At 61.6% G+C, this 12,733-nt stretch carries 6 protein-coding genes; 1 reads left to right on the top strand and 5 read right to left on the bottom strand.

Annotation, left to right across the window (positions count from 1 at the left end; all coding sequences use genetic code 11):
* Positions 1 to 334 precede the first annotated feature (334 nt).
* Complete coding sequence (locus tag F2P67_RS10200; protein WP_166219936.1) at positions 335 to 2,824, top strand: TonB-dependent siderophore receptor; 2,490 nt, start codon at positions 335 to 337, stop codon at positions 2,822 to 2,824.
* Positions 2,825 to 2,991: 167 nt separating this feature from the next.
* Here the strand turns inward: F2P67_RS10200 and F2P67_RS10195 are convergent, their stop codons facing one another.
* The 5 genes from F2P67_RS10195 to pvdM all read right to left on the bottom strand — a co-directional run bounded on the left by F2P67_RS10195 (position 2,992) and on the right by pvdM (position 12,686).
* Positions 2,992 to 7,155 (bottom strand): amino acid adenylation domain-containing protein, encoded by a 4,164-nt coding sequence (locus F2P67_RS10195; protein WP_166219934.1) that lies wholly within the window; start codon positions 7,153 to 7,155, stop codon positions 2,992 to 2,994.
* 126 nt (positions 7,156 to 7,281) lie between these two features.
* A complete protein-coding gene (locus tag F2P67_RS10190; RefSeq protein WP_166219932.1) occupies positions 7,282 to 8,943 on the bottom strand; it encodes a cyclic peptide export ABC transporter in 1,662 nt (553 codons plus the stop codon).
* Positions 8,944 to 9,094: 151 nt separating this feature from the next.
* Positions 9,095 to 10,003, bottom strand: a complete 909-nt coding sequence (pvdO, locus tag F2P67_RS10185) for a dihydropyoverdine dehydrogenase (protein ID WP_166219930.1) — start codon at positions 10,001 to 10,003, stop codon at positions 9,095 to 9,097.
* 32 nt (positions 10,004 to 10,035) lie between these two features.
* Positions 10,036 to 11,319, bottom strand: a complete 1,284-nt coding sequence (gene pvdN / locus F2P67_RS10180; protein ID WP_166219929.1) for a pyoverdine-tailoring periplasmic protein PvdN — start codon at positions 11,317 to 11,319, stop codon at positions 10,036 to 10,038.
* Positions 11,316 to 12,686 carry a pyoverdine-tailoring dipeptidase-like protein PvdM gene (pvdM, locus tag F2P67_RS10175; RefSeq protein WP_166219927.1) on the bottom strand — a complete coding sequence of 457 codons (1,371 nt, stop codon included), beginning with the start codon at positions 12,684 to 12,686 and terminating at the stop codon, positions 11,316 to 11,318. Before pvdM ends, pvdN begins: the two co-directional genes overlap by 4 nt.
* Positions 12,687 to 12,733 lie beyond the last annotated feature (47 nt).

Raw genomic sequence — 12,733 nt, 5'->3', positions numbered from 1 at the left:
CATGACATGAAACAAAAGGCCGTCGCCCAACAGCGTCGGCCTTTTTTTTAACTTTTCGCGCTAATGATAAATAAACTCATTCCGGTTTTTTGGAGGTGCTCCGTCTTACTAAGGTATGTGGGCAAATCGGGTCGGGCAGGGCAGCCAGGTCACCGGATTTGTTCAGCGCAAAATTTCGCCGCTGTCCAGCCAGATGACCGTGCCCGGGGAGGGGCCGGTCGGCACGCACTGACAGATCGCCTTGAGAGGCATCGAGTACGTGGCTCACTTGTGCAGGCAGAGGCGGGCCCTTCGGCCCAATGGACTTTCACATCTACCAATAATAGAGAGCACGATGTCAGCAATTCATGAGTTGAAACCTCTGTTCAAGGCACTCGTCATGTCCCGCGGCCTGCGTTCGCGCCGAGTGTTGACCGGTCTGGGGCTGGTCTGCGTATTGCCGCTGAGCGCTCAGGTGATGGCGCAAGACGTCAGCATCAATATTCCGGCGCAATCGCTGCCGCAAGCGCTGCAGGCATTCGGTCAACAGACCAACCAGCAAGTGATCTACAACGCTGATGACATGGCCGGGCTCAAGAGCCACGCGGTCAGCGGCAAGATGAGCCCGCAGGCGGCCATTGCCGAATTGCTCCGCGGCACCGGCGTGCGTTACAGCATCGAGGGCAACACCCTGATGCTGGTGCGCGGCACGGCCACACAGGGCCTGGAACTGGGCGCAACCAATATCAGTGCGCAACAGGTCGGGGCAACCACTGAAGGCAGCAACTCGTACACTTCCAACGCCGTCACGATCGGCAAGGGCACTCACACCCTCAAGGAAATTCCGCAGTCGGTCACCGTGATGACCCGCAAGCAGATGGACGATCAGGATCTGGTCGACCTCAAGGACGCGCTTAACCAGACTACCGGCATCGTCGGCCTGCAGGGTGTCGGCAAGGGCATCATCGTGTCTTCGCGCGGTTTCCAGATCGACGACTGGCAGTACGACGGCGTGCCGATTCCACGTAACACCTACTCGCTGGGCAACTGGGCAACTCAGGACCTGATCTTCTTCGACCGTCTGGAAATCCTGCGCGGTGCGTCCGGCCTGTTGCAAGGCACCGGCAGCCCTGGCGGTGCGATCAACCTGGTGCGCAAGCGCGGGCAGACGGCACCGACCGTGAGCATTACCGGCAAGGCCGGTTCGTGGGATCACTACGGTCTGCAACTGGATGCTGGCGGCCCGCTGAACCAGGCCGGCACGATCCGTGGCCGTCTTGTTGCCGATGAAGACCAGAGCGATTCCTTCGTCGACTACGAATGGAGCAAGACCCACTCGCTGTACGGCTCGCTGGACTTCGACCTGAGTGAAGACACCACCCTGGGCCTGGCGGCCAGCCGCACGGAAGCCGAGTCGCGTCCGATGATCCGTGGCCTGCCGCGTTATTCCGACGGAAGAATGCCGGACGTTTCGCGTTCGACCTACGGCGGCGCGAAATGGAACCACTCGCAGATCAACGTCACCACTCTTTACGCTGATCTCGAACACCGTTTCAACGACGACTGGGCGTTCAAGGTCGGTGCCGTGCAGATGACGGAAACCAACGAGTCGAAAAGCCAGCGTCTGCAAAGCTCCGGTGCCGGTCTCAAGCCTGATGGCACTGGCATTCAGTACGCCGACTTCATCACCGATTTCGACTCCACCAAGGTCGGTCTCGACATGAACCTGACCGGCAAGTTCGAAGCCTTGTCGATGCAGCAGGAAGTCATGATCGGCGGCAACTATTCCCAGTTGAAAACGGATGACCAGCTCGCCCGTACTTTCAACAACAACACCACCGACACGATCTTCAACGTCAATCATGATCGTCCGGACATCAGCTACGACAGTCTGCTCAATACCGCCGGCGGCCGTGCCATCGACAGTAAGTACGATATTCGTCAGAAGGGTCTGTACGGCACCTGGCGCGTCAAACCGGTCGATGACCTGACGCTGGTGCTGGGTTCGCGTGTCAGCTGGTATGACTTCAGCTACAAGTCCAAGAACCGCGCGGCTTTCAGCGATGAATATGTCGACGCTGATCCGAGCAAATCGAACGAAACCGGGGAAGTCACTCCTTACGCCGGTATCGTCTATGACCTGAGCCGCGAGTGGGCGGTGTATGCCAGCTACACCGACGTGTTCCAGCCGCAGACGGTGCGCGATGCCAATGGCTCGATGCTCAAGCCTATCATCGGCAGCAACTACGAAATCGGCCTCAAGGGCGAGCTGATGGACGGTCGGGTCAACACCTCCCTGGCGCTGTTTCGCTACGACCAGAAAAACCGTGCGGTCGATGATATCTCCGGCGGTATGGAATGTGACGGCTGGTACTGCTCCACGGCGGCGGGCAAAGTGCGCAGCCAGGGTCTGGACGCTGAAATCAGTGGTGCTGTGACCGATAACCTGCAACTGTTTGCCGGTTACACCTACAACACCACCAAGTACCTCGACGACCCGGACATGGAAGGTCGTACCTTCAGCACCTGGACGCCGAAACACATGCTGCGCGTGTGGGGCAACTACCAGTTCACCGGTGACTTGAACCGTCTGAGCACAGGGCTGGGTTTCACCACTCAGAACCATACCCTGGGCTATGAAGGCACTTACGAGGTGGCGGGTTACACCGTGTGGAACGCCCGTGTTGCCTACCAACTGACGCCGGAAATCGGTCTGGCGGTCAACGCCAACAACCTGTTCGACAAGAACTACGTGAATGCTGCCTATAACCAGCTCAGCGGTAACAACAACTTTGGTGATCCTCGCAACGTGATGTTCTCCGTGAAGTACACCCCGCAGTTCTGATGAACTGATCGGGCGCCGAACCGGCCCACGCTCCTGAACAAGGAGGGTGGGCCGGTTTTTTTATGCCCGCAATTCCTGTGGGCACGCAGAAAGCCCCGGACAAAATTGCAGGCATAAAAAAACGCATAAGCCGAGGCTTCTGCGTTTTTGTTGGTGTAACCGAAGGGTCAGTCCCGCGTCACGCCTTCGCAGGCAAGAAGCACGGATTCAAACGAGTCCAGCAGACTCTCGCCATAGATCATGCTGCGGTGCGGCAGTGGCGAGTGGACGGAGCCTTGTATCTGCCCGCTGACGTTGTACTGACGCAAGACCTTCTCCGAGTGCAGCACTTGCTCCAGGGTCTTGTGCTGCAACGACCACCAGCAACTGGCCTTGACCTTCAGGGTTGGCAGCGAGAACGCATCGAAACTCTTGACCAGACGCTCATGGATGTCGAACGCCTGGGCGTTCATGATTTCCTGCTTGATGGCCTCCAGCGTGGCGATCATTTCCTGTTCGTCGGTGGCGGCTTGCTGGCTGGCCCACTGATAAAAGGCCTTGAGACTGGTCGTCGGATTCTCGGCGATGTAACGCGCCGCCGGCTCTTCCAGATGGGCAAACATCAGGCTGAACATTTCCACGGCAACGGACAGTTCGTTGTCTGCGCTGAGGTACTCGGGGTTGTCTTCCTCCAGCGGTTTGCGTGGCAGGTCCGCAGGGAAGATGCTTTCCGGCAGGGTGGTGTCGACCAGGCCCAGGAAGGTTACCTGTTTACCCTGGCGTTCCAGTGCAGCAGCCACGTCCATGGCGATCGCGCCACCCAGCGACCAGCCCATCAGGCGATAGGGGCCGTCGGGGTGTTTTTCGACAATCTGCTCGGTGTACTCGGCAATCATCTCGGGCCAGGTTTGCGTGCTGGCGTCCTTGTCGGCGAAGCCTTTGTGCATGATGCCGAAGGTGCGCGCGTGCTTGCTCAGGCGCTTGGCCAGCGGCTGATAACAGAAAACAATGCCGCCGCTCGGGTGCAGGCAGAACAGCGGTGTGGCGGTTGATGTCACGCCGGTCAAATCGACCACGCATTGCACCTGTTGTTGATGCTCCATGCCGATAAACCGGGCCAGCACTTCGACCGTGGGGTGCGCGAGCATTTGCTGCAGGGCCAGTTTGATCCCCAGGCGCGCGTTCAAGGCGGAAATGAACTGAATGGCCAGAATCGAATGACCGCCCAGCTCGAAAAAATTGTCGTCCAGACTCACGTGCTCGACATGCAGCGCCTCCTGCCAGAGTTCGGCCAGTGCTGTTTCGAGGGGCGTTTGCGGCGCACGGAACGGCCGGTGTGCCTGATGCATATCGGCCAATGGCAGCGCCTTGCGATCCAGTTTGCCGTTGGGGCTCAGTGGCAATGCGTTCAGCACCATCAGGTGAGCGGGGACCATGTAGCCGGGCAGGCGGCTTTTCAGTTCTGCCTTGAGGGCTTCGCGCAGTTCGTCCTCTGGTGGCTCGCTCGCATGCGGCACGACATAGCCGATCAATTGCGTGCCGGTCGCGCCTTCGTGGGCGATGACTACCGCTTCACGTACGGCGGGCCATTGCAGCAGGCAGGACTCGATTTCGCCAAGCTCGATACGGAAGCCGCGAATTTTCACCTGGTGGTCGAGGCGCCCGACATATTCGATCACGCCGTCGGCGCCATAGCGTGCCAGATCGCCGGTGCGATAGAGGCGGCCACCCCCTGTGCTGAACGGATCCGGGATGAAGCGCTCGGCGGTCAGTTCCGGTCGATTGAAATAGCCCCGCGCGAGCATTTCGCCGGCAATCATCAGTTCGCCTATGGTGCCGACGGGCACCGGCTGACCGCCGCTGTCGAGCAGATACACGGCGCGACCGGCCAGCGGCCGACCAATCGGCATGGCTTTGGGCAGTGGCAGGCACCCGGTGACGTAGTCGCTGCAGTCGAGCAGCGTGGAGTCGACGGTCGCCTCCGTCGGGCCGTAGACATTGAGCAGGCGCACGTGGCCGAGGCCGGCCTGGCCCCAGGCCGCGACCGCTTCCGGCGGCATGGCTTCGCCGCCGACCACCACCTGACGCAGCGATCCGTAATCTCGTGGGCCGGCGGCCGCGAAGTCCTTGGCCAGCAGATTCCAGTACGTCGTGGTCAGTTCGCTGACGGTGAATTTTTTCTCCAGCAACTGCTGGTACCAGGTTTCGCTGTCCCAGATATCCTGTCCGCGCAGCACCACCGAAGCGCCACAAATCAGCGCCGGATAGAGCTGATCGACAAACGCATCGAAATTGAACGTGCCGTATTGCAGCAAGCGGTCGGCAGGCGTCAGACCGTGGAATTCCCGGCCGATTTGCGCGTGACGGGCCAATGCACCGTGAGTGATGCCCACACCTTTCGGACGACCGGTGGAGCCCGAGGTGAACATCACGTACGCCAGATTGCTGGCAAAGGTGCGGCAGGGCGGGTTGTCGACAGGTCGGTCATCGAGGGGATCAACCTCATCGACGCACAGCACCTGGACCGACGGCGCCGACGGCAGCCGCTCAAGCAGCGAATCCTGCGTCAGCAATACATCCAGGCCGCTGTCTTCGATCATCCAGGTCAGGCGTTCCTGCGGGTAGTCGGGGTCGAGCGGCACATAGACACCGCCGGCCTTGAGCACCGCCAGCAGGCTGATGATCATGTGCGCCGAGCGCTCGACGGCAATGCCTACGCGGACTTCGGGGCCGACGGCGCTTGCGATTAAGGTGTTCGCCAGTCGGTTGGCCGCCGAGTTGAGCTGGGCATAACTCACGTGCAGGTCATTGACGATCAGTGCCACCGCGTCCGGTGTGGCGAGCGTCTGGCGCTCGAACAACTGGTGCACGCCTTCCTCGGGCAAGGCCGAGGGCGGCGGGTTCCATTGTTCGAGCTGCACGCGGCGTTCATCGCGACTCAGCAGTGGCAGTTCGCTCAGCGCTCGGCCCGGATCTTCGATGATGGCGTGCAGCAGGTTCTGCCAGTGACCGGCCAGCCGTTCAAGGGTCGCGGGGGTGTACAGGTCGCGGCTGTATTCGAGGCTGGCGTCGATGCGCTCCAGCGAATAGGCGATGTCCAGCGACAGGTCGAATTTGGCCTGGGTCGTGTCCGCCGGAAGGAAGTCCAGCGCCAGGTCGCCCAACATCAGCGGGCCTTCGCCGGAGGCCTCGGTGCGCCAGTTGAACAGCGTTTGAAACAAAGGATTGATCTGCCCGTTCGCCCGCAGTTGCAGGTCGTCGAAGCTCAGCTCCAGCGGGTAGTCGGCATGGTCCAGCGCGGCGAGGGTTTCGCGGCGCAGGCGCTGGAGAAAATCCTCGCACGACAGCAGTGGATCGATGCGTACGCGATAGACCTGAGCGCTGACAAAAAAGCCCACCAACTCCTGGGTTTCGCTGCGATTGCGGCTCGCATTCGGCACGCCGACCGTGAAGTCCTGTTGGTTGCTGTAGCGGCTCAACAGCAATTGCCAGGCGCCGAGCGCCACCACAAACGGCGTCAGTCCCCACTGTTGGCAGAAGCGGTTCAAATTCTGTGTCAGCGCCGTCGGCAGGCTGAAGTCGTGTTTGCCGGCCGGGTGAGTCTGCTGTTCGTGACGAGGAAAGTCGGTCGGCAGTTCCAGCGGCGGCAGGGTCTGCCCCAGGTAGTTGCGCCAATAGTCAGCGCTGTCGGTGCACGCAGGGCTGTTGAGGTATTCGCCGCGTTGCCAGTTGGCGTAGTCGGCGTACTGGATGGCAGGTCGGCGCAGCGGCGACGGATCGCCCGCCACGACCTGTTCATAGGCCTGCATCAGGTCCTGCATGAGAATGGCGTTGGACCAGGCATCGGAGGCGATGTGGTGCATGTTCATCAGCAGCAGGTGTTGATCGTCGGCGGTCTGCAGCAGCGTTGCGCGCATCAGCGGCGCGGTTTTCAGATCGAAGGGCAGACCGGCCTCGACGGCGATGCGTCGGGCAAGTTCGGGGTCGCGTGTTTCGCCGCTCAGGTGGCGCAGGTCTTCGAAGGCCAGTTTGAGTGTCGCGTGTTCATCGACGACCTGCATCGCCACGCCGTCGATCTCGACGATCGTGCTGCGCAGCACGTCGTGGCGGGCGATGACTTTGTTCAGCGCCGCTTGCAGATGCCGGGCTTGCACAACGCCGTTCAGGCGCACGGCACGGGGCAGGTTGTAGGCGGCACTGTCGGGCGTCAGCTGTTGCACGAACCACAAGCGCTGCTGGGCGAAGGAGAGCGGCGCCGGGACCAGACGGGGGCGGGCCGGAATGCCTTGAAGTTGCACGCCGGCATCAGCCATCAGCAGCGCCAGCACTTCATCATCGAGTAAGTCGTTCATCGGTCTCTCGTGGTTGGCAGCGCCGTGGTCGCTGACGGCGTTGCCGACAGTCGGGTCCACGGCGATAAACATTCAGGTTGAAGGCCGACAGCGCACAGGCGCTGACGGCTGAAAGGGCGCTTTCGCTCAGGCGGTTTCGAGGGGCTTTTTGTGGGTGACGACCCGGCCACCCTCCATGCGCACCAGTTGATCGGCGACGTCGAAATAGCGGTCGTCGTGGGAGATCACGATGATGGTCTTGCCCAGCTGTTTCAGTTCCGGCAGCAACTCGGTGTAGAAGATCCGCCGGAACGCCGGGTCCTGGTCGGCGGCCCATTCGTCGAACACCAGCACCGGACGTTCCTCCAGCCAGGCGTTGATCAGGGCCAGACGCTTGCGCTGGCCGGTGGACAGATCGGTGGTGCTGAACACGCCGTCCTGAATGCTCACCTTGTGGGCGATTTCCAGGCGCTCCAGATAACGGCCGGCATCGGCAGGGACCTGTTGATCGCCCTGTACCAGCTCATCGAACAGGTAGTAGTCGGCGAAAATCGTGGTGAACAGCTGGCGGTAATCATCACGTGCCCGGGCATCGACCACCTGACCGTTGAGCAGGACTTCACCGCGCTGTGGTGCATACAGCCCCAGCAGCAGTTTGATCAGGGTGGTCTTGCCGCCGCCGTTCTCGCCGACGATGAACACGATGTCGCCCTGAGCGATGTTCAGATTGACCGGGCCCAGTTCGAAGGCGGCGCTGCCTTTGACCGGGGGAAAGGCGTAATGCACGTTGTGCATTTGCAGCTGCTGGACCGGAGTTTTGCTCACCGGCGCGGATTCGCTCAGCAGCAGGTGCGGCTCCGGCGAGGAAAACTGCTCGGCCAGGTCGTTGATGCGCTTGAACGCGATGTTCGCGCGGCTGATCACCGGCAGGGTGGTGATCAGGTATTCCAGCGGGCCTTTCATGTACAGCAGCACCAGCACGAACCCGCTGAGCACCGCTTTGTCAGTGCCCAGCCACAAGGACTGCAGGGCCAGCACCAGGCCGATGACCACGAAAAACAGCATCGAGCCGAACGTCTTGGCCATCACGAAAATGTTGACCGAACGAATGTGGGTCCGGCAGATGAAATCGGCGGTGCCTTCGATGCGCTGGCTGAACATGCGCTGGCGGCGCGGCCGATGAATGCGCAATTCCTTGGCACCAGCGGCAATCGCGCTGTAGTGCTTTTGCAGCTCATCTTCGGCTTCGCGAGCGGTTTCGAAGCCTTTGATGCCTTTGTTGCGGGCGACGTATTGCACCGCAATGCCGACCACCAGGGCCACCAGCAACAGGATGAACATCGGCAAGGACAGGAACGCCAGATAGCCCAGGCAGCCGAGCGTCACGGTAAAGGCGATGGCCAGCGGCGCGAAGGAAAAGGCGAAATCGCTGACTGTATCTACGTCATGGGTCAGCACCGGAATCAGGCGGTGGCTGCGGAACCTTTCAATTTGTTCGATGGGCGCCAGCAGGACCTTTTCACCCAAGGATTTACGCAGCCCGGCAATGATGTGCTGGCCGACATGGTTGGTGCCGATGTCCGACAGAATCGAGGTCAACAGGGCAAAGGCGCAGAGGCCGGCAAACGTCGCCAATACCGTGGCCGAAGGGCTGCCAGTGCCGTTCAGGGCTTTGTTGATGGTCGCCAGCAGGGCGGTGACGCTGACGCCACCGAGCATGCCGAGCAGGATCGACAGCGCCACGACGACCCGATAAGGCTTGAGCAGGCCGAGGACTTCACTGATGGCTCCGCGCGATTTTGTGGTCATGGAGGTTTCCGCTTTTAGTGCCGGTCAAGGCATTGGTTCAAAGGTAGGGCTGGTTAAAAGACGAAACCCGCGGGCAGCGATTTAGCCGCCCGCGGGTTTATCAAGGACTCAAGCGACGAGCGAGCGGCGGCTGCCGCTGCGGTGCTCTCGCTTACAGGTCGCGCGCCACGCGAAATCCGATCCAGTCACCGCGCTCGGTCGGCACCAGCGCATTGCGGTTTCCGGAGCGGGAGAACACCGGCGCTTCGCCCCAGTCGTTGCCGCGGATGCGCTTGAACTGGCACTTGCCGGTCTCCCACGCACTGCCGTCGCTCGGCGCGCCTTCGTAGTTTTCGTTGTAGCAATCGGCAGTCCATTCGTAGACGTTGCCGTGCATGTCGTACACACCGAAGGCGTTGGGCGCGAAGCTGCCGGCCGGCGCGGTGAAGTTGTAGCCATCGGCCGCACCGTAGGTATTGGCGTGCTTGGCGATGCTGTATTCCTTGCCCTCATCGAACGGAAACGGGAACGGCCCGGTGGTGCCGCCACGGGCGGCGTATTCGCGCAGGGACTCACTCACCAGCCGATATTGCTTGCCGGTCTTTTTCGACAGCCAGGCCACGTAGGCGTTGGCCTCGGCGAAGTCCATGCACACTGCCGGGTGCTTATCGGTGTACTGCTTGCGCGGGTCGCTGCCGGCGTAATCCGGGATCCCGGCCTTGCACGCGCGGCCCGGGCGGGTATCGCCATCGGGCATGACGTAACCGGTGTCCTTGAGGTAGGCAAACCATTCGCCCTTGAGCACCTGGAAACGGCTGATCGCCAGCGGTTTGGCGAACGTCACCGGGTGCAACGGGCCTTCGTCGGGCTCACGGCCGACTTCATCTTCAGGCGTACCCATGGTGAACGTGCCGGTGGGCAGCACGACCATTTCCGGGCAGTCCTTGCAGTCCTTGAACACTTTGCCAGGTGCCGGTGGGGTGGCGGCCTGGGCGGTGGTCGGCAGCAGGCAGGCGGCGAGGGCGGCGAGTGTCAGCGCCGACAGGCTTTTCAGGGCAAAACGAGGCAGTTCACTGTTCATTTCGAGTCTCTGTAAAAAGAAAAAGGTTCGGCTCACAGCGCCTGATCCAGCACGGCCAGCAGGCGGTCGATCTGTGCTTCGTCGTTGAGCAGGCCCGGCGCGGTGCGGATCACCGGCCCGACATCACGCTCCACGGCGTCGGCCACGACCTTGTTGGCCATCAAGTGCGCGGCGATCTTGTCGCTGTTCTTGCCAGTGACCCGGAAGAAGGTGAAGCCGGCGGAAAACTCAGGGCTCAACGGCGTGACCAGCTCGATTTGCGGGCGTTGCAGCAGGCGTGTTTTCAGGTAGCTGTTGAGTTCATGAATGCGCGCCTGCACGTCGGCCTTGCCCAATTGCAGGTGCAAGGTGAAGGCTTCGGTCAGCGCCCAGCGATGTTCGAAGGCGTGGTAACCGCCCGGGGTCATGGTGGTGGAGAAGTGCTCGGCTTCAGAAAAGGTCGGGATGATCGGCGTGACGTATTTCACCTCGGGCGTGCGGCTGACGACGATCCCGGTCCCGCGCGGGCCGAACATCCATTTGTGGGTGCCGGCAATGAAGAAGTCGCAGTTCATGGCCGGGAAGCTCAGGTCTTCCACACCGAAACCGTGCACGCCGTCCACCACGTAAATGATGCGATCGGCTTCGCTGCGCCCGCGGTTGTGTTTGTCGACCAGCGCGCCGATGTCGGCGAGCGGCAGTTTTACGCCGCTGCCCGAATGCACCCAGCACATGCCCAGCACGCGGGTTTCGGGGCGGATGGCGCGGTCGATGCTGGTCAGGATTTCGTCTTTGCTGAGCTGTTGCGGATCCTTGAACAGACGGATCTTGCGCACCTTGGTGCCGTCACGCTGGGTGCGCAGTTCGAGGATGGTGTGAGTGGCGTAATGCTCATGGGCCGTGGTGAGGATTTCCTGATCGGCACGCACCTGCACGCCGCCGTAAATCATCGCCAGGCCTTCGGTGGTGCTGCCGGTGAGCGCAATCTGCCGGGCATCGGCCTGCACGTATTGGCCGGCCAGCACGCGCACGGCTTCCTCGCGTTTTTCGGTGACGCCGTGATCCCAATCCATCGCCAGTCCCGGGTTTTTGTCGAGGGCGGCGCGGTGCATCTCGATGGCCTCGCGCACCGGGCGCGGATGGGTGGTGATCAGGAAGTTGGAGAAGTGCAGCCAGGCCGGATCCTGATCGAACAATTGCTGCAACTGCGCCCACTTGTTGCGGGGCAGCGGGGCAGCGGCGCTCGAAGTGCTGGCGAGGCTTGGCAGGCTGGCGCCCAGTGGCAATGCGGCGGCAAGGATTGTGGCTTGCTTGAGAAAGTCACGGCGGTTGCTCATGGCTTGGCGACTTCCCGGGCGGTGGCCAGTGCCGGTTTGGCGGATTTTTCCACCTGGTCCCAGACCCGCAGGAAGTTGCCGCCCCAGAGCTTGGCGATATCGGCTTCGGAGTAGCCACGCGACAGCAGTTCAGCGGTCACATTGCGGATCTCGCCGACGTTCTCCCAGCCTTTGACGCCGCCGCCTTCGTTGAAGTCCGAGCTGATGCCGACGTGGTCGATACCAATCTTGCGCACCGTGTAATCGATGGCGTCGCCCAGATCCTTGAGGCTGGCCTTGGGTTCGCCTTCGAGGATCGCGTAGAGCTGGCCGGCGTATTCGCCGAACTTCTGCTCCGACCACGCCGAGATGATCGGATCGCCCGGCATCAGGGCCACGGCCAGGTTCGGCAGTGGCGGCAGGTCGTAGCGTTTGCGCAGTTCGTTGAGCTTGTCCTGGGTCTCTTGGGTCAGCGGTCGCAGGTACTGCGAGAAGCCGACAATCTGCACCACGCCGCCGCTGTTCTTGATCAGCTGCATTTCCTTGTCGCTGAGGTTGCGCGGGATATCGACCATGGCGCGCGGCGCCGAGTGCGACGCCACCAGCGGGGTGCGGCTCAGTTGCGCGACTTGCTCCAGAGCCTTGGTCGACATCTGCGACACGTCGATGATCACGCCCAAGTCGTTCAGGCGTTTCACCGCTTGCTTGCCCAGATCCGAGAGACCGTCGAGGGCGTCCGGCGAATCATTGAAGAACGGCAGCGGGCGCGACGAGTCGGCCCAGTCGTTGTTGCCGATATAGCTGAAGCCGAACATGCGCATGCCGCGCGCCGTCCACAGATCCAGCAGGTTCAGGTCGTGGCCCAGCGGGTAGGCGTTGAGCATGCTGATGAAGATTGCGAACTTGCCTTCGCCGTGCAGGCGCCGGAAGTCGTCGGCGGTGTAGGCGATGCCGACCTGGTTGGGAAAGTCGCGGACCATGCCGGAAATGATCTTGTAGCGGATTTCCTGCTGGTTGCGCGCCTCGTCGACGAAACCGGCGGTGGGCTTGTGCGGGGCATTGGCGCCGTTCCAGATTTCCGGCCAGCCGAAGATCGTCAGTGCCGCGCCGGACAGGCGTCCGCGATTGGCCTTGACCAGGTCGAACTGGTCGCTGCCGTCCTTGTCGACTTCGTGGCCGGTGGTGCCGAAGTTCTGGGTGATGGTGATGTGGCTGTCGAACGAGAGCATGTGTTCGTGCAGCTCTTCGGCCTGCTGCATGACTTTGCGAGGGTAGCCGGGATTGTCCTTGAACCAGATATCCCAGACCGCGAAACCGGCACCGGCGCTGATCGCCAGGGCCAGCGGCAGGCCGATGTAAAGAGCCTTTTTCGAACGTGGTTTTGTCATTGCCATCTCAGTCAGGTTCGCCGTCGAGGTGCAGGCACAGAGGCCTT

The organism is Pseudomonas atagonensis, assembly GCF_011369485.1.
Lineage (GTDB): Bacteria > Pseudomonadota > Gammaproteobacteria > Pseudomonadales > Pseudomonadaceae > Aquipseudomonas > Aquipseudomonas atagonensis.
The sequence above is the reverse complement of the archived record's forward strand: the minus strand, read 5'-3'. Positions and strand labels throughout refer to the sequence as shown.